The following is a 24,862-nucleotide window of genomic DNA, read 5'->3' as shown; positions in this document are numbered from 1 at the left end:
TGCATCAATGATTCAGATGCAGACCAACCTCGACGTGGCCGATAATTCAGGCGCACGCCGTGTCATGTGCATTAAGGTGATTGGTGGATCCAAGCGCCGTTATGCATCCGTTGGCGACGTAATTGTCGTATCGATCAAGGAAGCCATCCCACGTGGGAAGGTGAAGAAGGGCGACGTCATGAAGGCGGTCGTCGTGCGCGTCCGCAAGGACATTCGCCGCCCGGATGGCTCTGTCATCCGCTTCGATCGCAACGCTGCCGTGCTGATCAACAATCAGTCCGAGCCGATCGGTACCCGTATCTTCGGGCCCGTGCCGCGTGAGCTGCGCGCCAAGAACCACATGAAGATCATCTCGCTTGCGCCGGAGGTGCTGTAATGGCTGCCAAAATTCGCAAGGGTGACAAGGTCATCGTGCTGAACGGTCGCGACAAGGGCCGTACCGGCGAAGTGTTTGAAGTGCGCCCGACCGAGGGCAAGGCGCTGGTTCGCGGCGTCAACCTGGTCAAGCGTCACCAGAAGCAGACCCAGGCACAGGAAGGCGGCATCATCTCGAAAGAGGCGCCGATCCAACTGTCCAACATCGCGATCGTCGGCAAGGACGGCAAGCCGACTCGCGTTGGTTTCAAGATCCAGGCTGATGGCACCAAGGTGCGTATCGCCAAGCGTTCGGGAGCAGAGATCGATGTCTGAGACCGTCTACATTCCGCGCCTGCGCGTCGAATACGACAAGTCCATTCGTGCCAAGCTGACTGAACAGTTCGGCTACGAAAACGTCATGCAGGTTCCGCGCCTCGACAAGATCGTCCTGAACATGGGCGTTGGCGAAGCTGTGAACGACCGCAAGAAGGCCGAAACCGCTGCCAGCGACCTGTCGCTGATCGCCGGTCAGAAGGCCATCGTGACCTATTCGCGCGTTGCTATCGCGACCTTCAAGCTGCGTGAAAACCAGCCGATCGGCGCCAAGGTGACTCTCCGCAAGACGAAGATGTACGAGTTCATTGATCGTCTGGTGAACGTCGCTCTGCCGCGCGTGCGAGATTTCCGTGGCCTGAACGCCAAGAGCTTCGACGGCCGTGGCAACTACTCGCTCGGTCTCAAAGAGCACATCATTTTCCCGGAAATCGATTTCGACAAGGCCGGGGATACGCCGCTGGGCATGGACATCACGGTGTGCACCACTGCGCGCACCGACGACGAGGCCCGCGCTTTGTTGACCGCTTTCAATTTCCCGTTCCGGCAGTGAGTAGCTGAAAAGCTTCTCAAACGCGGTAACCCAGGAGCCAAGCATGGCAAAGAAGAGTTCGATCGAGAAGAACAACCGTCGGAAGAAGATGTCCGCGAACGCTGCGCCGAAGCGCGCGCGTCTCAAGGCCATCATCGCCGACAAGACCAAGCCGATGGAAGAGCGGTTCGCCGCAACGCTGAAGCTCGCCGAGCTTCCGCGCAATTCATCGCCCGTTCGGATCATGAACCGTTGCGAAATCACCGGTCGTCCGCATTCGGTCTATCGTATCAACAAGCTCAGCCGTATCGCGCTGCGTGAACTCGGCTCGAAGGGCCTGGTTCCCGGGCTCGTGAAGTCCAGCTGGTAAGGGGGGCGGAACATGTCGACCCACGATCCAATCAGCGATCTCATCACCCGTATCCGCAATGCGCAGATGCGTACCAAGTCCAAGGTTTCGACCCCGGGCTCCAAGATGCGCGCCAACGTGCTCGAAGTGCTGAAGAACGAAGGCTACATCCGTGGCTTCGCCAGCGTCGAGCATTCGTCGGGCCGTTCGGAACTCGAGATCGAACTCAAGTATTTCGATGGCGAACCGGTCATCCGCGAAATCGAGCGTGTTTCGAAGCCAGGACGTCGCGTTTACGTCTCGGTGAAGAACCTGCCGCGCGTGAAGAACGGCCTCGGTATCTCCGTTTTGTCGACGCCCAAGGGAATTATGGCCGACCACGACGCGCGCGACGCGAATGTGGGCGGTGAAGTTCTCTTCACGGTGTTCTGAGGAAGGATCAGTCATGTCACGAGTTGGCAAGAAGCCAGTGGCGGTGACCGCGGGAGTTACCGCGTCCGTCGAAGGCCAGACCGTCAAGATGAAGGGCCCCAAGGGCGCTCTTCAGTTCGTCGTGCACGACGACGTGGTGGTGAAGATGGAAGAGGGCGCAATCAAGGTTGCTCCTCGCGTCGAAACCAATCGCGCCCGTGCACTGTACGGTACCGCTCGCGCGCAGATCGCGAATCTGCTCGAAGGCGTTACCAAGGGTTTCGAGAAGAAGCTCGAGATCACCGGCGTCGGTTATCGTGCGGCCCTGCAGGGCAAGAACCTGCAGCTGGCGCTCGGTTACAGCCACGATGTCGTCTACGCGATCCCGGAAGGCATCACCATCACGGTGCCGAAGCCGACCGAGATCAACGTCGCCGGCAACGACTCGCAGCGCGTCGGTCAGGTAGCCGCGGAGATCCGCAGCTATCGTCCGCCGGAGCCCTATAAGGGCAAGGGCGTACGTTATTCCGACGAGTTTATCTTCCGCAAGGAAGGCAAGAAGAAGTAACGGAGCCGGTCATGTCGAAACTCAAGATTACGAATGCCCGGCGCAAGCAACGCGTGCGGCTCTCGCTTCGCCGGACTGCCAATGGCCGTCCGCGCCTGTCGATCTTCCGCTCGTCGAAGCACATCTACGCGCAGGTCATCGACGACCTGAAGGGCGAGACGCTCGCTTCCGCGTCGTCGCTGGAGAAGGCGATGCGCGAAACGGGCAAGACCGGTGCGGACGTCGATGCGGCGCAGGCTGTCGGCAAGCTGCTGGCAGAGCGCGCGGTCAAGAATGGCGTCAAGGAAGTGGTGTTCGACCGTGGTCAGTATCTGTACCACGGCCGCGTCAAGGCGCTGGCAGATGCGGCTCGCGAAGGCGGGCTCAGCTTCTAAGCGATTTCACTTTCGTTGATTTGCAAGTTGCAGATTTGAACGGACACAGGGTTAGAAGCGAAAGCTTCGCAAGGATTGGAAAACACCATGGCAGGTGAACGCGAACGCGGCGGACGCGACCGGGGCCCCCGGGAAGAGCGTGATAGTGAGTTCGTCGACAAGCTCGTCCACATCAATCGTGTGGCGAAGGTCGTCAAGGGCGGTAAGCGCTTCGGCTTTGCAGCTCTGGTCGTCATTGGCGATCAGAAGGGCAGGGTCGGGTTCGGTCACGGTAAGGCCCGTGAAGTTCCGGAAGCAATCCGCAAGGCAACCGAGTCGGCCAAGCGCAACCTGACGCGCGTCGCTCTGCGCGAAGGTCGCACGCTGCATCACGACATCGCTGGCCGTCATGGCGCGGGTCGCGTGTATCTGCGTGCCGCTCCAGCTGGTACCGGCATCATCGCCGGCGGTCCGATGCGCGCTGTGTTCGAAACGCTGGGTATCCAGGACGTGGTGGCCAAGTCGATCGGTTCGTCGAATCCTTACAACATGGTTCGCGCCACTTTCGACGCGCTGAAGCATCAGGATTCGCCGCGTTCGGTTGCTGCTCGCCGCAACATCAAGGTGTCCACTCTGCAGTCGCGCCGCGTTGGCGGTGACGCCGAGCTGGTTGCCGAATAACAGGCATGATTCGGAAAATTGGATCTCCACTTTTCCGATAAGGATCATGCCCTCTAAAAAGACTTTTTGGAGTTATCACGATGGCCAAGGCCGCAAAGATGATCAAGGTCGAGCAGGTCGCCAGCGCAATTCGCCGGCACCACTCGCAGCGTTCTACGCTGATCGGCCTCAAGCTCAACAAGATCGGTCGCGTCAGCGAATTGCAGGACACCCCTGAAGTTCGCGGCATGATCACCAAAGTGCAGCACCTCGTCCGCGTGGTCGAGGATAAGTAAGTTCACGTCGTCTCACTGCGGCCGCCAGGTTGCCGCAGGGATGACACTGTTGACCTTCGAGGTCCGGATCTGCCGGTAAGCCTCGGGAAGACAGGGCGAAACAGGGAAAAGAACGATGAAGCTCAGCGATATCGCCGATAACGCCGGCTCCCGTAAGAAGCGTATGCGCGTCGGCCGTGGCATCGGCTCCGGCAAGGGCAAGACCGCGGGCCGCGGCGGCAAGGGCCAGACCGCGCGTTCAGGCGTCCGCATCAAGGGCTTCGAGGGCGGCCAGATGCCGTTGCATCGTCGTCTGCCGAAGCGCGGCTTCAACAACATCTTCCGTCTCGATTACGCCGAGATCAACCTGGACCGCCTCCAGGACGCGATCGATGCGAAGACCATCGACATCAAGGCCGTGATCAACGCTGAATCGCTGGTGAAGGCTGGCGTTCTGCGCCGCTCGAAGGCTGGTGTGCGTGTTCTCGGCCGTGGCGAGATCAAAGCCAAGATCAACATCGAAGTGCACGGCGCCACCAAGACGGCGATCGAAGCCATCGAGAAGGCTGGCGGTTCGGTGAAGATCATCGCGCCGAAGAAGGCCGACGGCGAAGCTGCGTAACATCTGCGGCATCGCCTGCGTCTGTGGGCGGCCTTGCGTGACGTGGCAGTAGATTTTATCAATGCCGAGCACCAAATAATGTCCGGCCTCCGCTGCATGCCCCGCTCTTTCGGGGCATGATGGCGAAAGGGGCGCGGGAGAAAGCCAAACATGGTCTCTGCAGCAGAGCAATTAGCAGCAAACCTCAACTTTTCGGCCCTCGGCAAGGCCGATGAACTGAAGAAGCGCATCTGGTTCACACTGGGTGCGCTGCTTGTTTATCGGCTCGGCACCTATATTCCGCTGCCCGGCATCGATCCGGCCGCGTGGGAACAGGTGTTCAAGCAGCAGGCCGGCGGCATCCTCGGCATGTTCAACATGTTCGCGGGCGGCGGCATCAACCGCATGGCGATTTTTGCGCTGAACATCATGCCGTATATTTCGGCATCGATTATCATTCAGCTGCTGACCACCGTGTCGCCCCAGCTCGAAGCTCTCAAGAAAGAGGGCGAGGCGGGCCGCAAGACGCTGAACCAGTACACCCGTTACCTGACTGTCATCCTCGCTGCATTCCAGTCCTATGCCATTGCGGCGGGTCTGCAGGGCGCCGGCAATGTCGTCAGCGAGCCCGGCATGTTCTTCCTGATCTCGACCTCGGTCACGCTGACCGGCGGCACGATGTTCCTGATGTGGCTGGGTGAGCAGATCACCTCACGCGGCATTGGCAATGGTATCTCGCTGATCATTCTGGCCGGCATCGTGGCCGAGCTTCCGTCGGCGATCGCCAATATGCTCGAACTGGGCCGTCAGGGCGCACTGTCGACCGGTCTGATCCTGGTCGTCATCGTGATGGCCGTGGTCGTGATCGCCTTCATCGTGTTCATGGAGCGCGCCCAGCGCCGCCTGCTGATCCAGTATCCGAAGCGCCAGGTCGGCAACAAGATGTTCGAGGGCCAGTCCTCGCATCTGCCGCTGAAGCTCAACACCTCGGGCGTGATCCCGCCGATCTTCGCGTCATCGCTGCTGTTGCTGCCCGCGACCATCGCGAGCTTCAACGCAGGCAAGGGGCCGGAGTGGTTCCAGTGGCTGACCACGCAGCTCAGCCATGGTCGTCCGCTGTTCCTGATCATGTATGTGTCATTGATCGTGTTCTTCGCGTTCTTCTACACGGCGATCGTGTTCAACCCGACCGAGACTGCCGACAATCTGAAGAAGCACGGCGGCTTCATCCCAGGCATTCGCCCGGGTGAGCGGACCGCAGAATACATCGACTATGTGCTCTCGCGTATCACTGTGCTCGGCGCTGCCTATCTCGCCGTGGTCTGCTTGATCCCCGAGATCCTGATTTCCTACGCCTCGGTGCCGTTCTACTTCGGCGGCACGTCGCTGCTGATCGTAGTCAGTGTCACCATGGACACTGTGGCGCAGGTGCAGGGCTATCTGCTGGCGCACCAGTATGAAGGTTTGATCCGCAAGTCGAAGCTGAGGGGCCGGCGCAAATGAGGTTGATTCTTCTCGGGCCGCCGGGGGCGGGCAAGGGAACTCAGGCACATCGTCTTGTCGAACGTCACAACATCGTTCAGCTGTCCACCGGTGACATGCTGCGTGCTGCCGTGGCCGCCGAGACCGAAGTTGGCCTCAAGGCCAAGGACATCATGGCCGCTGGCGGCTTGGTGCCCGACGATATTGTGATCGGGATCATCTCGGATCGCATCGAACTGCCGGATGCCGCCAACGGCTTCATCCTCGACGGCTTCCCGCGCACCGTGCCGCAGGCTGAAGCGCTGGATGCACTGCTGAAGTCCAAGGGGCTTCATCTCGATGCTGCCGTTGAGCTCCGCGTCAACGAAAGCGCGCTGTTGCAGCGTGTCGAAGCCCGTGTCGCGCAGATGATGGAGCGCGGCGAGACCGTGCGCATCGATGATACGCCGGAAGTGCTGTCGAAGCGCCTGGCGAGCTACCGCACCTCGACCGAGCCGCTGGTGCATTATTATTCGGAGAAGCGGAAGCTGGTGACCATCGATGGCATGATGACCATCGAAGAGGTGACGGCTGAAATCAACCGCGTGCTGGCAGCGATTCTCGCCGCCGATGAGTCGGCGAAGAAGCCGGCCCGCAAGCCCGCCAAGAAGGCTGCTGCCGCCAAGCGCGGATCTGCTCCGGCCAAGAAGGCAGCCAAATCGGCCAAAAAAGCCGCGAAGGCAGTCAAGAAGGCCAAGAAGGCGCCGGTAAAGGTCGCCAAGAAGGCAAAGGCGGCCAAGAAAGCCGTAAAGAAGACTGCCAAGAAAACGGTCAAAAAGGCGGTAAAAGCAGCCAAAAAGGCTGTAAAATCGGCTTCGAAGGCCAAAACCAGCAAGTCGGCCAAAAAGCCAGCCAAGAAGGCCGGTAAAGTGGCCAAGAAAGCCGGCAAAAAGCACGTCAAACGCTAGAGCAGGTTGACGAAACGAAGTCGAATACTTTAATAAGGCCCTCATCCAGTCGGAAGATTCCAACGATGCCGGGCCCCACTGAAATCCAGGGGACGGGCGTCGTGTTCGCGTTTGTGAATACCCGCCCGACAAATGATGATAATGCCGGTTCGTGATGGACTGGTGACAGGAGAGAAGTTGTGGCCCGTATCGCCGGTGTAAACATCCCGACCAACAAGCGCGTGCTGATCGCGCTGCAGTACATTCATGGCATCGGCCAGAAGAACGCCGCCGATATCATCGAGAAGGTGAAGATCACTCCTGAACGCCGCGTCAATCAGCTCAGCGACGCGGAAGTTCTGCAGATCCGCGAAGTCATCGACCGCGACTATCTGGTCGAGGGCGATCTTCGTCGCGAGACGGGCATGAACATCAAGCGTCTGATGGACCTCGGCTGCTATCGCGGCCTGCGTCATCGTCGCGGTCTGCCGGTTCGTGGCCAGCGCACGCATACCAATGCGCGCACCCGCAAGGGTCCGGCCAAGTCGATCGCCGGCAAGAAGAAGTAAACTTTCGAATACGAGTTTGCGGAAGCGGATGATCATCCGCTTCTGCAATTATTTTTTGGTGTAGCCGCTGGCATTACGGCGGCGTTGAGATCCTCAGAAAGGTTAGAGATGGCAAAGGAAGCCGGACGTATTCGTCGCCGCGAGCGCAAGAACATTGCATCGGGCATCGCGCACGTGAATTCGTCGTTCAACAACACGACCATCACCATCACCGACGCGCAGGGCAACACGATTGCCTGGTCGTCGGCTGGCACGATGGGCTTCAAGGGCTCGCGCAAGTCGACCCCGTACGCAGCGCAGGTTGCTGCTGAAGACGTGTCGAAGAAGGCGCAGGAACACGGCATGCGCACGCTGGAAGTCGAAGTCGGCGGTCCGGGTTCGGGTCGTGAATCGGCTCTCCGCGCTCTGCAGGCCGCGGGCTTCACGGTCACCTCGATCCGCGACGTGACCTCGATCCCGCATAACGGTTGCCGCCCGCGCAAGCGTCGGCGCGTTTGATACTTTTTGATCGCGGGTGGCTCGGCTGCCCGCGATCGCTTTTGCGATGCGACTTACGCGGACTGATCCGCGATCTCCAACGCCAGTGAGTTTGATGGCATGGGTGACACAGTGACGATCCAGAAAAATTGGCAAGAACTTATCCGGCCGAACAAGCTGCAGGTAACCCCTGGCAGCGATCCAACTCGTTTTGCGACCCTGGTCGCCGAACCGCTCGAGCGTGGTTTCGGCCAGACCCTCGGTAACGCACTCCGCCGCATCCTGCTGTCCTCGCTGCAGGGCGCTGCCGTGCAGTCGGTGCACATCGACGGCGTGCTGCATGAATTCTCCTCGATTGCCGGCGTGCGTGAAGACGTCACCGACATCGTGCTGAACGTGAAGGACATCTCGATCAAGATGCTGGGCGAAGGCCCGAAGCGCATGGTCGTGAAGAAGCAGGGCCCGGGCGTCGTGACCGCCGGCGACATTCAGACTGTCGGCGATGTGACCGTTCTCAATCCCGACCTGCAGATCTGCACCCTCGACGAGGGCGCCGAGATCCGCATGGAATTCACCGTTGCCGGCGGCAAGGGCTATGTCGCTGCCGAGCATAACCGTCCGGAAGACGCGCCGATCGGCCTGATCCCGATCGACAGCCTGTACTCGCCGGTTCGCAAGGTGTCGTACAAGGTCGAGAACACCCGTGAGGGCCAGATCCTCGATTACGACAAGCTGACGATGACCATCGAGACCAACGGCGCGCTGACGCCGGATGACGCGGTGGCTTATGCCGCGCGCATCCTGCAGGACCAGCTCAACGTGTTCGTGAACTTCGAAGAGCCCCGCAAGGAAGTTGCTCAGGAAGTCATTCCGGATCTCGCTTTCAATCCGGCTTTCCTCAAGAAGGTCGACGAACTCGAGCTCTCGGTGCGTTCGGCAAACTGCCTGAAGAACGACAACATCGTTTACATCGGCGACCTCGTTCAGAAGTCGGAAGCAGAAATGCTCCGCACCCCGAACTTCGGCCGCAAGTCGCTGAACGAAATCAAGGAAGTGCTCGCCCAGATGGGTCTGCACCTCGGCATGGAAGTGCCCGGTTGGCCGCCGGAAAATATCGACGAGTTGGCCAAGCGCTTCGAAGATCACTACTGAGCATCACGAGCGGCATGGCCGGGGTCTACCCGGCCATGGCGTTATGGGCGAACGCAGGCAGCCCACCTGCAACATGATGTCCGACGAACCGTCGCGGCAAACTGAAATCTAAGGAATATTCCAATGCGTCACGGCAAGGTTCATCGCAAGCTCAACCGCACCGCAGAACATCGCAAGGCGATGTTCGCCAACATGTGCGCGTCGCTGATCAAGCACGAGCAGATCATCACCACGCTTCCGAAGGCCAAGGAGCTCCGCCCGATCGTGGAGAAGCTCGTCACCCTCGGCAAGAAGGGCGGCCTCCACATGCGCCGCCAGGCTATCAGCGAGATGAAGGACCAGGATCAGGTTCGCAAGCTGTTCGACGTGCTGGCCAAGCGCTACGCTGATCGTCAGGGTGGCTACACCCGCATCATCAAGGCCGGCTTCCGCTACGGTGACAACGCCCCGATGGCGCTGATCGAATTCGTCGATCGCGACGAAGACGCCAAGGGCAAGGATTCGGGTCCGGTGCAGGGCACGTCCGAAGCGGCATAAGCCACGTCACTTCAGATTTTCGGAAAAGCGGCGCCTTGTGCGCCGCTTTTTTGTTGCGCTTTCGTCTTTTGGATGCAGTTGCATCTTTCAATCCGCGTTCCGATATCAGCTCCGTCATTCAAACGGGAGTACGCATATGAAGATCGATCTGACGGGCAAGACAGCACTCGTGACGGGCTCAACCTCGGGCATTGGTCACGCCATTGCCAAGGGCCTGGCCGCCACTGGCGCTCAGGTTGTTGTGAACGGCCGCAGTCAGGGCAAGGTGGACGCGGCAATCGCCGCGATCACCAAGGCCGTGCCCGGGGCCAAGGTGAAAGGCGTCGCTGCCGACGTGTCGACCGCGGAGGGCTGCAACGCGCTCGCCTCGGCACTCCCCGAGGTCGATATCCTCATCAACAATGCCGGTATCTTCGAGCCCAAGGGCTTCTTCGATATTCCCGATGAGGACTGGACGCGCTTCTTCGAGGTCAATGTGATGTCGGGCATCCGTCTGTCGCGCGCCTACATGCAGGGTATGCTGAAGCGCAACTGGGGCCGCATCGTTTTCATCTCATCGGAGTCCGGACTGAACATTCCCGGCGAGATGATTCACTACGGGATGACGAAGACAGCGCAGCTCGCGATCTCGCGTGGCCTCGCGGAGCTCACCAAGGGCACGGCTGTGACGGTCAATTCCGTGCTGCCTGGACCGACCATGTCGGAAGGCGTGGAGACCTTCGTCAAGGATCTCGCCAAACAGAATGGACAATCGGTCGAAGAGGCTGCTTCCAACTTCGTCAAGCAGCATCGTTCGACGTCGCTGATCCAGCGTTTTGCGACCGTCGAGGAGATCGCGAACATGGTCGTCTATGTCTCGTCGAAGGAGGCATCGGTGACCAACGGTGCAGCGTTGCGTGCGGAGGGCGGGATCGTCCAGACCATCGCATAAGCCTACGCCCCGCAAAGATAAAAAGGCGGCGCCGAAGCGCCGCCTTTATTCGTTGAGGACGTCATGCCGCGAGACCGCGGAGACGATGCGTGCGCTTAGAAGGCCACCTGAGTGCGCATCGCGAACGCGTCATAGTCGGCACCGGTGTTCACGTTGCTGTTGACGGCGAACTTGTCGACGGTGCCGTGGATCCAGTTGAACATGAAGCGCATGTTCTGGTTCACGTACCAATTCACGCCGACCGTGGTGTTCTTAAGCTCACCGCCGCGAATGACGCCGTCATTCAGGCTGGCATAGCTGTAGCGCACCGCGAGTTCCCACGCACCGAGATCGCCGGTTGCGAAGTTGACTGGACGGGCCGGGTTGATGCCGCCGAAGGCACCGGCCGATGTGTTGTACTTGTGCTGTTCGCCGGTGATGACGTAGCTGGCCTGGCCGTAACCGCCATTGAAGCTCAGGTCCGACAGACCGTTGCTGCGCTGGATGTTGTAGTCGAAGTATTCGCCCGATGCCATGAAGCTGCCGAACTTGACGGCGGCTTCACCGCTCAGCACACGGGCATTGTTCACGAAGTTCATGGTGCCGGTGTTAAGCAATGCGTTGGTCGCCGGATCGACGCGAACTTCGATGCGATCGGACATGCCGAGTGTGTTGTTGGTCACTCCACCGGTCTGGGCGAGATACAGCGCGTCGAAACCGACGAGGACGGTGCCGACTTCGTTGTTGATCGGCAGACCGACGGCGCGGAAGGTGGCGCCGAGCGGCTGCGGCTGGCTGTGATTGACGTTGAGGCCGGTCGTCGGACCGGTCACGTAAGCGCCGACCCAGTATTGATCGCCGAATACCTGACCACCGAACGCGGCGCGGTTGTCGCCTGCCGCGAGGCTGGTCGCGAGAACCTGCGAAGCTGCGCGTTCCATGAACATGATGTTGTTCGAGCTGGTTGCTTCGTCCAGCGTATAGGGGACGTCGATGTAACCGCCCTGGATCAACAGGCCCTTGACGCCCTTATAGGCGACATAGGCGTTGTTGAGAGTGACGTCGCCATCGGTGGTACCGCCGGCATCGACAATCACGCCGTATTCCCAATCCTTGTTGAAGGTGCCGATCAGGCCGAGACGTGCGCGACGGGCATTGATGCCGTCATTCACGCTCTGCGGGCTGGTGCCGGCGGACTTTGGCGAGAACGAATAGGCGGCGGTGTCGAGGTGCAGACGGCCGGTGATGGCGATGCAGTTCAGACCGTCGTCGGTGCAGAAGGTCGGACGGTTGCCGGGCATCGTCAGGTTCGCGTTGATGAAGGGCACAGCCTTCTTGTGCATGGCAGCGTTGGCATTCGCGAAGTTTTGCTTGACCGATTCCGTCTGCTTTTGCGTGGTGTTCGCCTGCTTCTGAACGTTATCGAGCTTCTTTTCCAGCGCGCGGAGCTGCGCTTTCAATACGGCGATCTCGTCATTCGATGACTGCGCATGCGCCGGGCCTGCGGCCAGCGCACCGATCACGCCGAGCGTGCCCAGGATTTTGTGTGTCGTGAAAGACATGGAGTACCCCTGTAGAAGACAAAATCCGACACGCCCCGCGAATTGCTCCGCAGGTGATGGACGCGTATGGATCTGTGTTTGTGATCTTGCGAAAGAGAACGTCCGGAGGCTCTCGCCAGGGGGGCGTTCTCATTTTACAAGCGAGCTACCGTTGAGCTCGCGGGCAAACTAGGCAAGCTTTGCGACAGTTCTGTAAAACCCGCATCGCATTGTGGTGAACGACACCGCGGTGTCGCTTTTCGATCACAAGCGATTTAGATAATTAGCTATCTAAATTAGCTATCATGTGATAAGAACGCATCCATGGATGCGCTCTGTTGTCGTAGGTGTCTCCAGGCGGGAATTTCGTGGGTAGCAGTTCCGTGATCACCAGCCTTCGAGCACGATCTTGCCGTGCGACTTGCCGGATTCGAGCAGCGCATGCGCGCGCTTGAGATTCGCGGCGTTGATGGTGCCGAAGGTCTTGTCGAGCGTGGTGCGCAGCACGCCCTTGTCGATGAGATCCGCGACATCGTTGAGGAGGTAATGCTGCGCGATCATGTCGGGCGTCTGGAATGACGATCGCGTGAACATGGATTCCCAGTGCACCGAGACGGCCTTGCCCTTGAACGCGGACATGTTGAATTCAACGGGATCGTCGATCAGTCCGAGCTTGCCCTGCGGGGCGATCAGATCGGCAAGTGCCTTGTAGTGCTGCTCCGTCCCCGTGAGGCTGGCGATGAGGGCGACCCGCGGCAGTTTCAACGCGTCGATCTGCTCCTTCAGCGGCTTGCTGTGATCGATTACCGCATGTGCGCCGAGATCCTGGCACCACTTGATCGTCTCGGGCCGCGATGCCGTTGCCACAACGGTGAGGCCGGTGAGGCGGCGTGCGAGCTGGATCAGGATTGAGCCGACGCCGCCGGCACCGCCCATGATCAGCAGCGTGCGTGGATCGAGGCTCTTGCCGGGCGCGACGCCGAGCCGATCGAAAAGCAGTTCCCAGGCGGTGATCGCGGTAAGCGGCAACGCTGCAGACTGTGCGAAGGAGAGCGAGGAGGGCTTACGGCCGACAATGCGCTCATCGACCAGATGGAACTCGGCATTGGTGCCTTGGCGCTGGATCGAGCCGGCATAGAACACCTCGTCGCCCGGCTTGAACATCGTCACATCGGGGCCGACAGCATCGACGACACCGGCAGCGTCATAGCCGAGGATCTTGGTTTCGCCGGTCGGCGGCGCTGCGCGCTTGCGCACCTTGAAATCGACGGGATTGGCCGAGATCGCCTTTACCGATACGCGGATGTCGCGACCGGTCGGTTCGGGCTTCGGAGCCTCGAAATCGACCAATGCGTCAGTTGCGTCGATCGGGAGGGATTTGGTGTAGCCGACTGCCTTCATTGGGTGCGCTCCGTGCTCCTGGCGGGAATGTCCCGAAGAGGTGTCCCGAGGCGACAATAATTGCAAGTACTGTCATTTCAGGGATATAGTCACCGAATGGATACTATTGGGTATTTGCGATGAAACGGCGTGATTTCGGCAATGGGCCGGGCTGTCCGGTCGAGGTGACGCTCGATCTGATCGACGGCAAATGGAAGGGCGTGATCCTGTATCATCTGCAGCAGGGGCGGCTGCGTTTCGGCGAACTGCGCAAGCTGATGCCACGGATCACCCAACGTATGCTGACCAAACAGCTGCGCGCGCTCGAGGAGGATGGGCTGATCGTCCGGACGGTCTATGCCGAGGTCCCGCCGCGGGTCGAATATGCACTGTCGGAAACCGGGCTCGGATTGCGCCCGGTCATCGATGCCCTCAAGGCGTGGGGTGATGCGCACAAGATGCGTCAGAAGTCGGTCGCGGCCGTAGTGCCCCAGCCGCGCAAAAAAGCGCCGGTGGAGAAGGATGTGCCGGCGGACGCAAGCTAGTTCCCGCCCTTCTATTGCCCCGCTCAGCAGCCTATATTCGCCGCGATTTCCTCAAAGAGGCCCCGATGATCCCATTTTTCCGCAACGCTGCGACCGCTTCCGCTCTGTGCGCCATTGTCCTGTCGTCCGCACTCGCGCCGGCTGTTGCACAAGATCGCCGGGTCCCGACATCGCCGACGGAAATGAAGCTGTCCTACGCGCCGATCGTGCAGCGGGTGCAGCCGGCCGTGGTGAACGTCTATGCAGCCAAGACGGTGCAGAACCGCAATCCGCTGCTGGACGATCCGGTGTTCCGCCGCTTCTTCGGCGGCCAGGGCATGCAGCCGGAGCAGATGCAGCGTTCGCTCGGTTCGGGTGTGATGGTCGACGCATCGGGCCTCGTCGTTACGAACAACCACGTCATCGAAGGCGCCGACCAGGTGAAGGTGTCACTGGCGGACAAGCGTGAGTTCGAGGCCGAGATCGTGCTGAAGGACAGCCGCACCGATCTGGCAGTGCTGCGCATCAAGGATACGAAAGAGAAATTCCCGACGCTGGATTTCTCCAACTCCGACGATCTGCTGGTTGGTGATGTCGTTCTCGCCATCGGCAATCCGTTCGGCGTCGGCCAGACCGTGACCCACGGCATCGTGTCGGCGCTTGCTCGCACGCAGGTGGGCATCACCGACTATCAGTTCTTCATTCAGACCGACGCTGCGATCAATCCCGGCAATTCCGGCGGCGCGCTGGTCGACATGACCGGCAAGCTGGTCGGCGTGAACACCGCGATCTTCTCGCGCTCCGGCGGCTCGCAGGGCATCGGCTTTGCGATCCCGGCCAATATGGTGCGCGTCGTCGTTGCCTCCGCCAAATCAGGCGGCAAGGCCGTGAAGCGCCCATGGCTCGGCGCGCGGCTGCAGAACATCACGCCTGAGATCGCCGAGACGCTCGGGCTCAAGACACCGTCAGGCGCGCTGGTCGTCAATGTCACGGCGAACAGCCCGGCGGCGAAGGCTGGTCTCAAGGTCTCCGATCTCGTGACCGCCATCGATGGCCAGACCATCGAGGATCCGAACGCGTTCGAATATCGCTTCGCGACGCGCCCGCTCGGCGGCACTGCACAGCTCGATGCGCAACGCAGTGGCAAGCCGGTGAAGCTGACCGTTGCGCTCGAGGCGGCCCCTGACACGGGCCGTGACGAGATCACGCTGACGGCGCGCTCGCCATTCCAGGGCGCCAAGGTCGCCAATATCTCGCCGGCCGTTGCCGACGAGTTGCGGCTGGATTCCAGCACCGAAGGCGTCGTCATTACAGAGCTGACCGATACGGCCACAGCGGCTGGCGTCGGCTTCCAGAAGGGCGATCTCATCATCGCGGTCAACGGCATCAAGATCGGCAAGACCAGCGATCTCGACAAGGTGACGCGCGAGGGTGCGCGGCTGTGGCGCATCGTGGTGGTGCGCGGCGGCCAGCAGATCAACGTTACACTCGGCGGATGAGCCCGAAACAACCCACTCTGTCCGCAAACCTGTTTGCCGCAGCCGGGCTGGAGCAGGACGCGCCGCGTCCGCTGCCGGAGCGGCTGCGGCCGCGTGTGCTGTCCGACGTGGTCGGGCAGGATCACATTCTCGGTCCTGATGGTGCGCTGACGCGCATGCTGGAAACGCGCACGCTGGGTTCGCTGGTATTCTGGGGACCGCCAGGCACCGGCAAGACCACCGTTGCGCGGCTGCTTGCGGACGCAACGGAGCTTCAATTCGAGCAGATATCTGCGGTGTTCTCTGGCGTCGCCGATCTGAAGAAAGTGTTCGAAGCTGCGCGCGCGCGCCGCGAGATGGGCAAGGGCACGCTGCTGTTCGTCGACGAGGTGCATCGCTTCAACAAGGCGCAGCAGGACTCATTCTTGCCGGTCATGGAAGACGGCACCGTGGTATTGGTCGGCGCCACCACCGAGAATCCATCCTTCGAACTCAACGCCGCTCTTCTGTCGCGCGCGCGCGTGCTGGTGTTCCAGTCGCTGGATGCCGCGGCGATCGAGAAACTGTTTGCGCATGCGGAGAAGGTCGAAGGCCGCGCGCTGCCGCTGGACGCCGAGGCACGTGCGGTGCTGGTGCGGATGGCCGATGGCGATGGCCGCGCTGCACTGACGCTGGTCGAGGAGGTCTGGCGCGCCGCGCGGACCAATGAAGTATTTAACGCGGCGCAACTGCAGGACATCCTGCAACGCCGTGCGCCGATCTACGACAAGTCGGCCGATGGCCATTACAATCTGATCTCGGCGCTGCATAAGTCGGTGCGCGGCAGCGATCCCGACGCAGCGCTGTATTACCTGTGCCGCATGCTCGATGCTGGCGAGGATCCGCTGTTCCTGGCGCGCCGCGTGGTGCGGATGGCGGTGGAGGACATCGGTCTCGCCGATCCGCAGGCGCTGGTGATCTGCAACGCCGCCAAGGATGCCTATGATTTTCTCGGCCATCCCGAAGGCGAACTCGCCATCGCCCAGGCCGTGATCTACATCGCCACCGCGCCGAAATCGAACGCTGCCTATATGGCCTACAAGGCTGCGATGCGGGCTGCGAAAGAGGGTGGCTCGCTGCTGCCGCCGAAGCACATCCTGAACTCGCCGACCAAGCTGATGAAGTCCGAAGGCTATGGCGACGGGTACCAATACGACCACGACACGCCCGAAGCTTTCTCTGGCCAAGACTATTTCCCGCAAGCCTTGGGACGGCAGACCTTCTATGATCCGCCGGAGCGCGGGTTCGAACGCGAGATTCGCAAGCGGCTGGATTACTGGACCAGACTGAGGAACGAGAGACAATCATGAGCCGTCGCGACAAGAAGCCTCTCGCCAAGCGTGGTCCCGGTGGTGAGCGCAGCAAGGCGCCGCGGAAGGGTGTGGCCCCGAAGGGCGCTACCTCCAAAGCCGCCCCGTCGAAGGGCGAGCGGCCGTCATTCGGCAAGGCTGGCCGCGTGAGCAGCGATCGCCCGATGAGTGCGCGTCCGCCGCGTGCGCGTGTCAGTGAACGCTCAGAGTGGGCCGAGCGGCCGGAACGTGCCGAGCGATCCGAACGCCCTCAGCGTGCCGAACGAAGCGAGCGCTTCGATGCGCCGCAGCGCTCCGAGCGTCCGGCCGGCAAGCGTCCGCCAAGCGCGCGTCCTTCCGGTTCGCGTCCGGGCGGCAAGGCCGCGCCGCGTTATGGCAACGCGCCGCTGCGTGAGCCGCGGATGCCCGTGCCTTATCTCGATGAAGAACCGGCGAAGCCGGAAGTTGCGCCAGCGCCGCTGCCTACCGCCGTGCAGAACGTCATCGTCACGCCTGACGAGAACGGCATGCGCGTCGATCGCTTTCTCGAAGCGCATTTCCCCGGCCTGTCATTCTCCCATATCCAGCGCATCGTCCGCAAAGGCGAGCTGCGCGTGAACGGCAAGCGCGCTGACAGCAAGGACCGGCTGGAAGAAGGACAGACGGTCCGCATTCCGCCGCTAAAGCTCGATGCGCCGAAGGTTGTCGGTGAACTCTCGGAGGCTGCCAACAAAACTCTGCAGGCGCTCAAGGAGATGACGATCTACGAGGACGCCGACGTCATGGTGCTGAACAAGCCGGCCGGTCTCGCGGTGCAGGGCGGCTCGGGCATGACGCGTCACGTCGACATGATGCTGGAGGTGATGCGCGACGCCAAGGGGCAGAAGCCGCGTCTGGTGCACCGTCTCGACCGGGAGACGTCGGGCTGCCTCTTGATCGCCAAGACGCGTTTTGCGGCGACCAAGCTCACCGGTGCGTTCCGCGAACGCTCCGCACGAAAGATCTATTGGGCGCTGGTTGCCGGTGTACCGAAGCCGAAGCAGGGCCGCATCTCGACCTATCTGGCGAAGGAAGAAAACGAAGAAGACACCATCATGCGCGTCGCCAAACATGGCGACGAGGGCGCAAGCCATGCGGTGACCTATTACGCCGTGGTGGAGACGTCAGCGCAAAAACTCGCCTGGGTGTCGCTGAAACCGGTGACGGGGCGTACGCATCAGTTGCGCGCGCATATGGCGCATATCGGCCACGCGATCGTCGGCGACCCGAAATATTTCAACATCGAGAACTGGCAGTTGCCGGGCGGCATTCAGAAGCGTTTGCATCTGCTGGCGCGCCGCATCGTGATCCCGCATCCGCGTGGCGGCGTGATCGACGCGACGGCGCCGCTGCCGCCGCATATGCTGCAATCGTGGAACTTGCTCGGTCTCGAACACGACCGGTTCGATCCGATCGAGAACGCACCGGAAGAGTAGGGCGTTGTCGGGCTCCGACAACATCCCGTGCGCGACGTCGGCAACCGCCGACGTGCCCGATTTCGATGCCGCGTTTCGCGCGCGTCTGCATGATCTGTTTGTGTGGCGTCGCGATATCAGGCGCTTCAAGTCCGATCCACTGCCTGCGGGCTTTCTCGATCGCCTGCTCGATACCGCGTGCCTCGCGCCTTCGGTGGGCCTGAGCCAGCCATGGCGCTTTGTCATCGTCGACGATGCGTCACGTCGTCAGGCGGTGCTGGAGAATTTCAGCGCCTGCAATGCCGAGGCGTTGAGCGCCTATACCGGCGAACTCGCGCAGAGCTATGCGGCGCTCAAGCTCGCCGGTCTGCGCGAAGCGCCATGCCACCTCGCGGTATTTGCAGACCACGCGACGGATGTCGGCCACGGCCTTGGCCGCCGCACCATGCCGGAGATGGCGGACTATTCGGTGGTGACGGCGATCGCAACCATGTGGCTCGCCGCACGCGCTGAAGACATCGGCATGGGCTGGGTCTCGATCCTCGATCCTGCTGCAATTGCCGCGACACTCGATATACCCCGTGACTGGCGGTTGATCGGCTATTTCTGCATCGGTTATCCGGAGATCGACGACGATCGGCCGGAACTCGAGCGCGCCGGATGGGAACGCCGTCATTCGGCAGCGGATCACATTGTCCGGCGCTGACACTTGATGTGATGCGGGATCGTGACAACATGAGACCAATGAGACATCGCTCCATCCCATTCGCTCTGTCGGTCGCCGTTGCGGCGGCGCTCTCTGCTGCGCCTGCGGTCGCGCAGGTTATCGGAGTGCCCGGCAACCCGGCCTTGATCACGCCACTGCCGCCCGCACCGCCACCGCCGCGGATCGAAGTACCTGTCGTGCCTCAGCTCGGCGATCTGCCGCGGCAGCAGAATGTCCCGCAGGCGCGGAGGTCCTTCAGCGATCGTATCACCGACTGTTTGCAGGATGGCGCCGCTGCGGGTCTCGGCCCGAATGATCGTGCGACCTATTCGCGAGCCTGCGCCAATCGCTGATACGAGCGATTTGGTCTCGCGTGGCGCCCGTCTGTCGCGTAAATTGACGGCTGGCGAACAGGAATTGAGACCATCGATGCGTGAATTGTTTGACGAAGTGTACGGCCAGTCGCAGCTCGATCCGCAAGAGGCGGTGCGACGGTCGACGCGTGGTCCACAGCGCAAGCGTTTCTACAAGACCGTCGGGTTGAGCGAAACACCGGACGGCTATGCCATCATGCTTGACGACAAGACCGTGCGCACGCCATCGCGCCATCCGCTGGTCATTCCCAAGCGCGCCATTGCCGAGGTCATGGTCACGGAATGGGATGCGCAGCAGGATGTCATCGATCCCACGAGCATGCCGGTGACGCGCCTTGCCAACAGCGTGATCGATGCGATCCGCGACGAGGCGCAGACCCAGGCGGTGGCTGACGATATCGCAAAATACTTCGGCACCGATCTGCTGTTCTATCGCGCGGGCTATCCCGAGGCGCTTATCGCGCGCGAAGCTGCGGTATGGGACCCTGTCTTGTTCTGGGCTGCCGATGATCTCGGCGCGCATTTCATTCTGGCCGAGGGCATCGTGCATGTCAGCCAGCCCGAACAGGCCATCGCATCTGCCCGTGCGGCGCTGCCGAGCGATCCATGGGCGATCGCCGCGCTGCATCTGGTGACGACGATCACCGGCTCGGCGCTGCTCGCGCTGGCGCTGCTCCATGGCCATCTGAATGCCGATCAGGTCTGGACCGCCGCCTTTGTCGACGAGGACTGGAATATCGAGAAGTGGGGCCTCGACGAGGAGGTCGCTGCGCGGCGTGCGGCGCGGCAGGTGGATTTCAAGGCTGCCGTGCTGGTGCTGAAGGCGGTCACGCCGTCAGCGGGTTAATCGGAAGTTAACGACCGTTAACTAGCGTAGCTGCACCATTGTCCGGTGCCGCTCACCATGCCGACTCCCGTCAATTCGATCTTACCGGTTGTCTCCGCGCAGGGCGTGGCGAGCGAAGTCGCGTTTCAGCCCGGCAGCGTGATTGCCGGCCGCGTGCTCTCGGTCTCGCCAGACAATCAGGTCCGTATCGCCATTGGGCACAGCACGATCGACGTGCAATCGCAGGTGCCGTTGCAGGCCGGGCAGGTGCTGCAATTCGCAGTGTCGAAGACGGACAACGGCAATGTCCAGCTTGCCGTCGTCACCCCGCAGAACACAGGTGCAGGGCAGGCGGGTGGCGCGTCCTCCGGCAATGTGACGCTCGCGCCAGACGTGCCAATCAATCTCGCCAATGCCATCGCGACCTCCAAGATCCAGCTGACATCGCTGGAAGCACAGGCGGTCTCCACCGCCACGCAAAGTGCCGTGATGCAGCAGGCGAGCCTGGCCACGCTGTTTGCCAATCTCGGTGCCGCCACCTCGCTGAAGGGGCTGCCGCAGCAGTTGCAGCAGGCGGTCGCGCAGGTACTGGCGCAACGTCCGCCGCTCGACGCCCAGCTCACCGGCGAGGAAGTCAAATCGGCGTTCCAGAATTCCGGCCTGTTTCTGGAATCATCGCTGGCCAAGGGATCGCTGCCGCAAGGCGGGCTGCCCGATATGAAGGCGGCATTGATCGTGTTGCGCCAGGCGTTGGCGACGACGCTCGCCACCGCGAGTCCGACCCAGAGCACGACTCCAGCACCGGCGAATGCAGCGACACCGGAGCAGCCGGTATTGGCTCCGGCAAACGCGCTCCCCAATGCAGCGGCGCAGATCACGACACAGCAGGCGCAGGCCGCTGCAGCGACGGTGGTCATGCTGCCCAAGACTGACATCAAGAACGATCCGCTACAGCAGGCTGGACTTCTCGCCGCAGACGAGCCCGTGCTCGATGTTGTGGCTCAGACCGCACCGGCCGTGGCAAAAGCTCCCGAAGCGGCTGCACGCTTGGCTATCAATGGCGCAGCGCTCAACCTGCTTCGGGAAGCGCTGCAGACGGCTCCGAAGGGCGTGGGAAGCGCAGCATCGCTGGTGTTCGACGACAGCATGATGATGGATCTGCTGCCCGCCGCGAAGGCGCCCACGGGCCAGACAAGTGCCGAAGCGAACATCGCGCGCAACACCCTTCCGCCGCCGCCGTTGCGCGGCGGGTTGCCGACGGCACAGCCGATGGCTTTGCCGACACTCCCGGCAAATGCGCCACTGGGCACCACCGTACATCATCTGCTCGCGGATACCGATGCGGCGCTGGCGCGCCAGACCCTACTGCAGGTGGCATCCTTGCCGGATCGTGCGGATGGTCTTGCAGCGCCGCGGCTCGATCAGGCATCGCCGCGCTGGAGTTTCGAAATTCCGTTCGCGGTGCCGGCCGGCACGGCCATGGCACAGTTCGAGATTTCGCGTGATGGCGGCAATGGCAGCGAGGCCGAGGCGGCCAAGCAAGTCTGGCGGGCGCGCTTTTCGCTTGATGTCGAACCGGCCGGCCCGGTCCATGCGCTGGTCTCCCTGACTGGCGACAAGACGTCGGTGCGGATGTGGGCCGAGCGTCCGGCGACAGCACGGCAATTGCAGGCCGGTACGGCGCAGCTCAATCAGGCGCTGATTCGCGCCAATCTGCAGCCCGGCGATATCGTGGTCCGCGAGGGCGCACCGATGCAGCCCGCGCCGGCATCGGCGGGGCATTTTCTGGATCGCGCGCTATGATCGTGCAGCCCAAAAGATCGCTGGCGGTCGCGCTGCATTACGACAAGACCGGCGCGCCTGTTGTCACCGCGAAAGGCAAGGGCGCGATCGGTGAGAAAATCATCGAGGTCGCCAAGGCCCACGACATTCCCATCGAGGAAAATGAGGTACTCGCCGGCGCACTCTCGAATGTCGAAATCGGTGATGAGATTCCAGCCGAGCTCTACAAGGCTGTCGCGGAAGTGCTGGTCTTCGTTCTCAGGCTGTCGGGCCGCGCGCACTAGCCTCGTCATTTGCTACGATACATGTCAGATCGTTGAGCTGTTCTGCAGCGACCTTTCGAGGCTGGTGATCTCGCATCCGCGAGTTATCAACCCGCAGTCCGCCCGTTATGAATGTAGATTTGTTGCAGCGCATTTCCTATCGCGCACAAGCTGATGCTTGCCAAGTTCCAGCTTTGTGCAACTATGAAACCCGGGAGGGGCTAGTGCTCGCCTGACGCTGTTGGAATGGGGGATCACGTGAGTGAGACGCTGCATCCGAACGCTCCGCATCATCTGCCTGGCTTCATTACCGCTCCCGGTGAGACTGATACGCTCATGGTTGTGGTCGGAATCGTTCTGATCGGCTCCATCATGATGGTCGGCAATCTGTATCTGCGCCTGCACAGCATGCCGGAGCGGATGGCGCACAAGTCGCAGAAGCTGCAGTTTGAAATCGTGGCCGTGTTGGGTTTGATCGCGTTGTTCACCCACAACCATCTATTCTGGATAATCGGGCTGTTGCTGGCGATGATCGATCTGCCGGATTTCAGCACGCCGCTGCGCAGTATCGCAGGATCGGTGCGGAAGATTGCCGACGGCGATGCTACCAGCGAAACCACGGAGCTGTCCGGTGAACCACCACCGCTCCCTATCGCGGCAGAAACATCGAGCCGTCCCGGCGAAGCCGGAGGGCACGGTCATGCTTGAGCTTCTCCTCTGCTCGCTGCTGACGGTTTTTCCGGATTATCTCTATCGTCGCTATGGACAAGGCAAGCGACTGGGGAGGGAGATCACGTTCTATTCGGTGTGGTTCGAACTCAGATGGGGAATCACGGCCTGCGTGATGCTGACCGTCGCTCTGATCACCGTCATCTTCTATTTTCATCCATCGACGACAAGTGCGACCTTGTTCTATCGGACCGTGCCGATCCTGCCCGAGGTCAATGGACGGGTGGCGGAGGTGCACGTCCAGTTCAGCGCGCCGGTCAAGAAGGGCGATGTGATATTTCGTCTCGATAACGCCAAGCAGGAAGCGTCGATGGAGACCGCGCGGCGCAAGATTGCCGAGGTCGATGCGGCCATGCTGGCGGCGCAGGCCGATATTCTGAAGGCCGAAGGACAAGCGCAGGAGGCCAAGGGTTCCTATCAGCAGACCTCGGACGAACTCGATACCAAGCGTGAGCTGCAGAAGCGCAATCCTGGTATGGTGCCGCAACGTGATATCGAGAAACTCGAGGTGCTGCTGACCGGCCGCCAGGGCGCGCTTGATGCAGCCATGGCCGCGCGACAATCCGCGATGACGCGTATCTCCGCGCTGCTGCCGGCGGAGAAGGCGAGCGCGCAGGCGGCACTTGCGGAGGCACAAGTCGATCTCGACAAGACGTTCATTCGCGCAGGCGTGGACGGGCGCGTCGAGCAGTTCACGCTTCGCGTCGGCGATGTCGTCAATCCCGTCATGCGATCAGCGGGCATTCTCATTCCGGAGAATGCGGGCCGCGTGCTCTCTGCAGGATTTGGGCAGATCGAAGCGCAGGTGATGAAGGTGGGCATGGTTGCCGAGGCGACCTGTATTTCGAAGCCGTGGACCGTCATCCCGATGGTGGTGACCGGCGTCCAGAACTATATCGCGGCCGGTCAGTTTCGCGGCGGCGAGCAGTTGGTGGAAGCGCAGCAAGTCCGCGCGCCGGGTACCATCCTCACATTCCTGGAGCCAATCTATCAGGGCGGTCTCGACAGCGTGACGCCCGGCAGTAGCTGTATCGTCAATGCCTATACCAGCAATCATGACGCCATCGCCGCGAAGGGGATCGGTTCTTTCAGGTGGCTGGCGCTTCATGCCGTCGATGCCGTTGGGGTCGTCCACGCGATGTTGCTGCGGATCCAGGCGTTGTTGCTTCCCGTCAAGACGCTGGTGATGAGCGGTCACTGAGCTCCGCGCGTCCTGCGGGGCGAGGCGATCGTTCTGGGACGCTCCGGAACTGGCGCTGTCATGCCCGTTGAACTAGCCTTCGTGAACAAGAAAAAGCTCACGGAGGAAATCATGAAATCGACGCTCTGGATGTCGTCCATCGGACTGTCGTCGCTTGCAGTTGCAGCAGCCAGCGGCTGGTTTGCCGCCACCATGTTTGCCCAGCCTGCCACCAGCAAGGAGCCGCGTTTTCCGCAGCTCACCATGGATCAGCTCGACGCCAGGCAGAAGCCGCTCGGCGAGCAGGTGATGAAGGTCTCAAGCGTGGGGCTCGCCGGTCCCTATAATCCGATGATGCGCAGCCCGGTGCTCGGGCAAAAGCTGTTCGATCTGTTCGCCTATCTGCGCTGGGATACGTCCGTTCCCGTCAAGCTCAACGAATTTGCGATCATCATCATCGGCCGGCAATGGCGCTCGCAGGTCGAATGTTCGCGCATGCGCCGCTCGCGCAGAAGGCGGGGTTGTCGCCCGATATCATCGCCGATCTCAAGGCCAACAAGCGGCCGGCGAACATGGCTGAAGACGAGGCGACGGTGTACGACTTCGTCACCGAGCTGACGGGCACGCACAAGGTCTCCGACGCGACCTATGCGCGTGCCAGGAAGATCTTCAACGATCAGCAGATCGTCGATCTCACGGCCGTGGCCGGCAATTACGTGATGGTAGCGATGTTGCTGGCGATGGCCGAGGAGAGCACACCGCCCGGCAAGGAAGCGCCGTTCAAGCCCGGCGAGCCGTGAGGCCG

At 61.5% G+C, this 24,862-nt stretch carries 32 protein-coding genes; 30 read left to right on the top strand and 2 right to left on the bottom strand.

Features of this window, described 5'->3' with window-relative positions:
• Positions 1 to 7 precede the first annotated feature (7 nt).
• From rplN to AB8B20_RS07720, 17 genes are all read left to right on the top strand, one after another.
• Positions 8 to 376, top strand: coding sequence for a 50S ribosomal protein L14 (gene rplN / locus AB8B20_RS07800; RefSeq protein ID WP_068731479.1), 369 nt, complete (start codon positions 8 to 10; stop codon positions 374 to 376).
• The gene (gene rplX / locus AB8B20_RS07795; RefSeq protein WP_068731477.1) at positions 376 to 690 is read left to right on the top strand and encodes a 50S ribosomal protein L24; all 315 of its coding nucleotides are present in this window, start codon (positions 376 to 378) and stop codon (positions 688 to 690) included. Before rplN ends, rplX begins: the two co-directional genes overlap by 1 nt.
• Positions 683 to 1,243 carry a 50S ribosomal protein L5 gene (gene rplE / locus AB8B20_RS07790; RefSeq protein WP_120291946.1) on the top strand — a complete coding sequence of 187 codons (561 nt, stop codon included), beginning with the start codon at positions 683 to 685 and terminating at the stop codon, positions 1,241 to 1,243. The genes rplX and rplE overlap by 8 nt, the downstream gene beginning before the upstream one ends.
• Positions 1,244 to 1,286: 43 nt before the next feature.
• Positions 1,287 to 1,592 (top strand): 30S ribosomal protein S14, encoded by a 306-nt coding sequence (gene rpsN, locus AB8B20_RS07785; RefSeq protein ID WP_089268175.1) that lies wholly within the window; start codon positions 1,287 to 1,289, stop codon positions 1,590 to 1,592.
• A gap of 12 nt (positions 1,593 to 1,604) precedes the next feature.
• Positions 1,605 to 2,003, top strand: a complete 399-nt coding sequence (gene rpsH, locus AB8B20_RS07780; RefSeq protein ID WP_089268176.1) for a 30S ribosomal protein S8 — start codon at positions 1,605 to 1,607, stop codon at positions 2,001 to 2,003.
• A gap of 13 nt (positions 2,004 to 2,016) precedes the next feature.
• Complete coding sequence (gene rplF / locus AB8B20_RS07775; RefSeq protein WP_089268177.1) at positions 2,017 to 2,550, top strand: 50S ribosomal protein L6; 534 nt, start codon at positions 2,017 to 2,019, stop codon at positions 2,548 to 2,550.
• 11 nt (positions 2,551 to 2,561) lie between these two features.
• Complete coding sequence (gene rplR, locus AB8B20_RS07770; RefSeq protein ID WP_068731467.1) at positions 2,562 to 2,924, top strand: 50S ribosomal protein L18; 363 nt, start codon at positions 2,562 to 2,564, stop codon at positions 2,922 to 2,924.
• A gap of 87 nt (positions 2,925 to 3,011) precedes the next feature.
• Complete coding sequence (rpsE, locus tag AB8B20_RS07765) at positions 3,012 to 3,584, top strand: 30S ribosomal protein S5 (protein WP_068731465.1); 573 nt, start codon at positions 3,012 to 3,014, stop codon at positions 3,582 to 3,584.
• 80 nt (positions 3,585 to 3,664) lie between these two features.
• Complete coding sequence (gene rpmD, locus AB8B20_RS07760; RefSeq protein ID WP_068731463.1) at positions 3,665 to 3,859, top strand: 50S ribosomal protein L30; 195 nt, start codon at positions 3,665 to 3,667, stop codon at positions 3,857 to 3,859.
• Between the two features lie 115 nt (positions 3,860 to 3,974).
• Positions 3,975 to 4,460, top strand: a complete 486-nt coding sequence (gene rplO / locus AB8B20_RS07755) for a 50S ribosomal protein L15 (protein WP_068731461.1) — start codon at positions 3,975 to 3,977, stop codon at positions 4,458 to 4,460.
• A gap of 150 nt (positions 4,461 to 4,610) precedes the next feature.
• Entirely contained in the window at positions 4,611 to 5,942 is a 1,332-nt protein-coding gene (secY, locus tag AB8B20_RS07750) for a preprotein translocase subunit SecY (RefSeq protein WP_089268179.1), read from the top strand.
• Positions 5,939 to 6,868: an adenylate kinase gene (locus AB8B20_RS07745; RefSeq protein WP_439072194.1), complete on the top strand. Its 930-nt coding sequence runs from the start codon at positions 5,939 to 5,941 to the stop codon at positions 6,866 to 6,868. The genes secY and AB8B20_RS07745 overlap by 4 nt, the downstream gene beginning before the upstream one ends.
• Before the next feature lie 179 nt (positions 6,869 to 7,047).
• Complete coding sequence (gene rpsM, locus AB8B20_RS07740; RefSeq protein WP_068731455.1) at positions 7,048 to 7,416, top strand: 30S ribosomal protein S13; 369 nt, start codon at positions 7,048 to 7,050, stop codon at positions 7,414 to 7,416.
• A 108-nt stretch (positions 7,417 to 7,524) separates the two neighbouring features.
• Positions 7,525 to 7,914 carry a 30S ribosomal protein S11 gene (gene rpsK / locus AB8B20_RS07735; protein ID WP_068731453.1) on the top strand — a complete coding sequence of 130 codons (390 nt, stop codon included), beginning with the start codon at positions 7,525 to 7,527 and terminating at the stop codon, positions 7,912 to 7,914.
• Positions 7,915 to 8,013: 99 nt separating this feature from the next.
• Complete coding sequence (locus AB8B20_RS07730) at positions 8,014 to 9,045, top strand: DNA-directed RNA polymerase subunit alpha (protein ID WP_089268181.1); 1,032 nt, start codon at positions 8,014 to 8,016, stop codon at positions 9,043 to 9,045.
• 123 nt (positions 9,046 to 9,168) lie between these two features.
• The gene (rplQ, locus tag AB8B20_RS07725) at positions 9,169 to 9,582 is read left to right on the top strand and encodes a 50S ribosomal protein L17 (RefSeq protein ID WP_320444597.1); all 414 of its coding nucleotides are present in this window, start codon (positions 9,169 to 9,171) and stop codon (positions 9,580 to 9,582) included.
• Between the two features lie 136 nt (positions 9,583 to 9,718).
• The gene (locus AB8B20_RS07720; protein WP_120291950.1) at positions 9,719 to 10,513 is read left to right on the top strand and encodes an SDR family NAD(P)-dependent oxidoreductase; all 795 of its coding nucleotides are present in this window, start codon (positions 9,719 to 9,721) and stop codon (positions 10,511 to 10,513) included.
• 95 nt (positions 10,514 to 10,608) lie between these two features.
• Here AB8B20_RS07720 and AB8B20_RS07715 read toward each other — a convergent pair whose 3' ends face one another.
• Both AB8B20_RS07715 and AB8B20_RS07710 read right to left on the bottom strand, forming a co-directional pair.
• Positions 10,609 to 12,054, bottom strand: a complete 1,446-nt coding sequence (locus tag AB8B20_RS07715) for an OprO/OprP family phosphate-selective porin (protein WP_309945172.1) — start codon at positions 12,052 to 12,054, stop codon at positions 10,609 to 10,611.
• Between the two features lie 366 nt (positions 12,055 to 12,420).
• Entirely contained in the window at positions 12,421 to 13,434 is a 1,014-nt protein-coding gene (locus AB8B20_RS07710) for a zinc-binding alcohol dehydrogenase family protein (RefSeq protein ID WP_439072193.1), read from the bottom strand.
• A 119-nt stretch (positions 13,435 to 13,553) separates the two neighbouring features.
• On the opposite strand from AB8B20_RS07710, the gene AB8B20_RS07705 reads away from it, so the two are divergent.
• The 13 genes from AB8B20_RS07705 (at position 13,554) to AB8B20_RS07645 (ending at position 24,857) form a co-directional block, all read left to right on the top strand.
• Positions 13,554 to 13,958, top strand: a complete 405-nt coding sequence (locus AB8B20_RS07705; protein ID WP_115029367.1) for a winged helix-turn-helix transcriptional regulator — start codon at positions 13,554 to 13,556, stop codon at positions 13,956 to 13,958.
• Positions 13,959 to 14,023: 65 nt separating this feature from the next.
• Positions 14,024 to 15,436: a DegQ family serine endoprotease gene (locus AB8B20_RS07700; RefSeq protein ID WP_439072192.1), complete on the top strand. Its 1,413-nt coding sequence runs from the start codon at positions 14,024 to 14,026 to the stop codon at positions 15,434 to 15,436.
• Positions 15,433 to 16,764 carry a replication-associated recombination protein A gene (locus AB8B20_RS07695; protein ID WP_439072191.1) on the top strand — a complete coding sequence of 444 codons (1,332 nt, stop codon included), beginning with the start codon at positions 15,433 to 15,435 and terminating at the stop codon, positions 16,762 to 16,764. Before AB8B20_RS07700 ends, AB8B20_RS07695 begins: the two co-directional genes overlap by 4 nt.
• Entirely contained in the window at positions 16,761 to 18,218 is a 1,458-nt protein-coding gene (locus AB8B20_RS07690) for an RluA family pseudouridine synthase (RefSeq protein ID WP_439072190.1), read from the top strand. The genes AB8B20_RS07695 and AB8B20_RS07690 overlap by 4 nt, the downstream gene beginning before the upstream one ends.
• Positions 18,219 to 18,270: 52 nt before the next feature.
• Positions 18,271 to 18,903: a 5,6-dimethylbenzimidazole synthase gene (gene bluB, locus AB8B20_RS07685; protein WP_439073041.1), complete on the top strand. Its 633-nt coding sequence runs from the start codon at positions 18,271 to 18,273 to the stop codon at positions 18,901 to 18,903.
• A gap of 29 nt (positions 18,904 to 18,932) precedes the next feature.
• The gene (locus AB8B20_RS07680; protein ID WP_439072189.1) at positions 18,933 to 19,256 is read left to right on the top strand and encodes a hypothetical protein; all 324 of its coding nucleotides are present in this window, start codon (positions 18,933 to 18,935) and stop codon (positions 19,254 to 19,256) included.
• A 76-nt stretch (positions 19,257 to 19,332) separates the two neighbouring features.
• The gene (locus AB8B20_RS07675) at positions 19,333 to 20,124 is read left to right on the top strand and encodes an ATP12 family chaperone protein (protein ID WP_439072188.1); all 792 of its coding nucleotides are present in this window, start codon (positions 19,333 to 19,335) and stop codon (positions 20,122 to 20,124) included.
• Positions 20,125 to 20,181: 57 nt separating this feature from the next.
• Entirely contained in the window at positions 20,182 to 21,906 is a 1,725-nt protein-coding gene (gene fliK / locus AB8B20_RS07670) for a flagellar hook-length control protein FliK (RefSeq protein ID WP_439072187.1), read from the top strand.
• On the top strand, positions 21,903 to 22,169 hold the full coding sequence (locus AB8B20_RS07665; protein ID WP_093761235.1) for an EscU/YscU/HrcU family type III secretion system export apparatus switch protein: 267 nt from the start codon (positions 21,903 to 21,905) through the stop codon (positions 22,167 to 22,169). Before fliK ends, AB8B20_RS07665 begins: the two co-directional genes overlap by 4 nt.
• Before the next feature lie 237 nt (positions 22,170 to 22,406).
• The gene (locus tag AB8B20_RS07660; protein ID WP_439061716.1) at positions 22,407 to 22,856 is read left to right on the top strand and encodes a hypothetical protein; all 450 of its coding nucleotides are present in this window, start codon (positions 22,407 to 22,409) and stop codon (positions 22,854 to 22,856) included.
• Positions 22,849 to 24,078 carry an HlyD family secretion protein gene (locus AB8B20_RS07655; RefSeq protein WP_439072186.1) on the top strand — a complete coding sequence of 410 codons (1,230 nt, stop codon included), beginning with the start codon at positions 22,849 to 22,851 and terminating at the stop codon, positions 24,076 to 24,078. Before AB8B20_RS07660 ends, AB8B20_RS07655 begins: the two co-directional genes overlap by 8 nt.
• 111 nt (positions 24,079 to 24,189) lie before the next feature.
• A complete protein-coding gene (locus tag AB8B20_RS07650; protein WP_439072185.1) occupies positions 24,190 to 24,675 on the top strand; it encodes a hypothetical protein in 486 nt (161 codons plus the stop codon).
• The gene (locus AB8B20_RS07645; RefSeq protein WP_439072184.1) at positions 24,651 to 24,857 is read left to right on the top strand and encodes a hypothetical protein; all 207 of its coding nucleotides are present in this window, start codon (positions 24,651 to 24,653) and stop codon (positions 24,855 to 24,857) included. Before AB8B20_RS07650 ends, AB8B20_RS07645 begins: the two co-directional genes overlap by 25 nt.
• Positions 24,858 to 24,862 lie beyond the last annotated feature (5 nt).

Origin of the sequence: Tardiphaga sp. 866_E4_N1_4, assembly GCF_052076075.1 — a bacterium.
Taxonomy (GTDB): Bacteria; Pseudomonadota; Alphaproteobacteria; order Rhizobiales; family Xanthobacteraceae; genus Tardiphaga; species Tardiphaga robiniae.
This window is presented reverse-complemented; position numbering and strand designations above follow the sequence as displayed.

Excerpts from the sequence above, each read along its gene's own strand:
- AB8B20_RS07710 (WP_439072193.1), bottom strand. The coding sequence starts at position 13,434 with ATGAAGGCAGTCGGCTACACCAAATCCCTCCCGATCGACGCAACTGAC.
- secY (WP_089268179.1), top strand. The coding sequence starts at position 4,611 with ATGGTCTCTGCAGCAGAGCAATTAGCAGCAAACCTCAACTTTTCGGCC.
- rplN (WP_068731479.1), top strand. The coding sequence starts at position 8 with ATGATTCAGATGCAGACCAACCTCGACGTGGCCGATAATTCAGGCGCA.
- rplX (WP_068731477.1), top strand. The coding sequence starts at position 376 with ATGGCTGCCAAAATTCGCAAGGGTGACAAGGTCATCGTGCTGAACGGT.
- rplR (WP_068731467.1), top strand. The coding sequence starts at position 2,562 with ATGTCGAAACTCAAGATTACGAATGCCCGGCGCAAGCAACGCGTGCGG.
- rpsN (WP_089268175.1), top strand. The coding sequence starts at position 1,287 with ATGGCAAAGAAGAGTTCGATCGAGAAGAACAACCGTCGGAAGAAGATG.
- AB8B20_RS07675 (WP_439072188.1), top strand. The coding sequence starts at position 19,333 with ATGCGTGAATTGTTTGACGAAGTGTACGGCCAGTCGCAGCTCGATCCG.
- rplE (WP_120291946.1), top strand. The coding sequence starts at position 683 with ATGTCTGAGACCGTCTACATTCCGCGCCTGCGCGTCGAATACGACAAG.
- fliK (WP_439072187.1), top strand. The coding sequence starts at position 20,182 with ATGCCGACTCCCGTCAATTCGATCTTACCGGTTGTCTCCGCGCAGGGC.
- rpsH (WP_089268176.1), top strand. The coding sequence starts at position 1,605 with ATGTCGACCCACGATCCAATCAGCGATCTCATCACCCGTATCCGCAAT.
- AB8B20_RS07680 (WP_439072189.1), top strand. The coding sequence starts at position 18,933 with ATGAGACCAATGAGACATCGCTCCATCCCATTCGCTCTGTCGGTCGCC.
- rplQ (WP_320444597.1), top strand. The coding sequence starts at position 9,169 with ATGCGTCACGGCAAGGTTCATCGCAAGCTCAACCGCACCGCAGAACAT.
- AB8B20_RS07690 (WP_439072190.1), top strand. The coding sequence starts at position 16,761 with ATGAGCCGTCGCGACAAGAAGCCTCTCGCCAAGCGTGGTCCCGGTGGT.
- AB8B20_RS07705 (WP_115029367.1), top strand. The coding sequence starts at position 13,554 with ATGAAACGGCGTGATTTCGGCAATGGGCCGGGCTGTCCGGTCGAGGTG.
- AB8B20_RS07655 (WP_439072186.1), top strand. The coding sequence starts at position 22,849 with ATGCTTGAGCTTCTCCTCTGCTCGCTGCTGACGGTTTTTCCGGATTAT.
- AB8B20_RS07720 (WP_120291950.1), top strand. The coding sequence starts at position 9,719 with ATGAAGATCGATCTGACGGGCAAGACAGCACTCGTGACGGGCTCAACC.
- rpsE (WP_068731465.1), top strand. The coding sequence starts at position 3,012 with ATGGCAGGTGAACGCGAACGCGGCGGACGCGACCGGGGCCCCCGGGAA.
- rpmD (WP_068731463.1), top strand. The coding sequence starts at position 3,665 with ATGGCCAAGGCCGCAAAGATGATCAAGGTCGAGCAGGTCGCCAGCGCA.
- rplF (WP_089268177.1), top strand. The coding sequence starts at position 2,017 with ATGTCACGAGTTGGCAAGAAGCCAGTGGCGGTGACCGCGGGAGTTACC.
- AB8B20_RS07665 (WP_093761235.1), top strand. The coding sequence starts at position 21,903 with ATGATCGTGCAGCCCAAAAGATCGCTGGCGGTCGCGCTGCATTACGAC.
- AB8B20_RS07700 (WP_439072192.1), top strand. The coding sequence starts at position 14,024 with ATGATCCCATTTTTCCGCAACGCTGCGACCGCTTCCGCTCTGTGCGCC.
- AB8B20_RS07730 (WP_089268181.1), top strand. The coding sequence starts at position 8,014 with ATGGGTGACACAGTGACGATCCAGAAAAATTGGCAAGAACTTATCCGG.
- rpsK (WP_068731453.1), top strand. The coding sequence starts at position 7,525 with ATGGCAAAGGAAGCCGGACGTATTCGTCGCCGCGAGCGCAAGAACATT.
- AB8B20_RS07715 (WP_309945172.1), bottom strand. The coding sequence starts at position 12,054 with ATGTCTTTCACGACACACAAAATCCTGGGCACGCTCGGCGTGATCGGT.
- rplO (WP_068731461.1), top strand. The coding sequence starts at position 3,975 with ATGAAGCTCAGCGATATCGCCGATAACGCCGGCTCCCGTAAGAAGCGT.
- AB8B20_RS07695 (WP_439072191.1), top strand. The coding sequence starts at position 15,433 with ATGAGCCCGAAACAACCCACTCTGTCCGCAAACCTGTTTGCCGCAGCC.
- AB8B20_RS07745 (WP_439072194.1), top strand. The coding sequence starts at position 5,939 with ATGAGGTTGATTCTTCTCGGGCCGCCGGGGGCGGGCAAGGGAACTCAG.
- AB8B20_RS07650 (WP_439072185.1), top strand. The coding sequence starts at position 24,190 with ATGAAATCGACGCTCTGGATGTCGTCCATCGGACTGTCGTCGCTTGCA.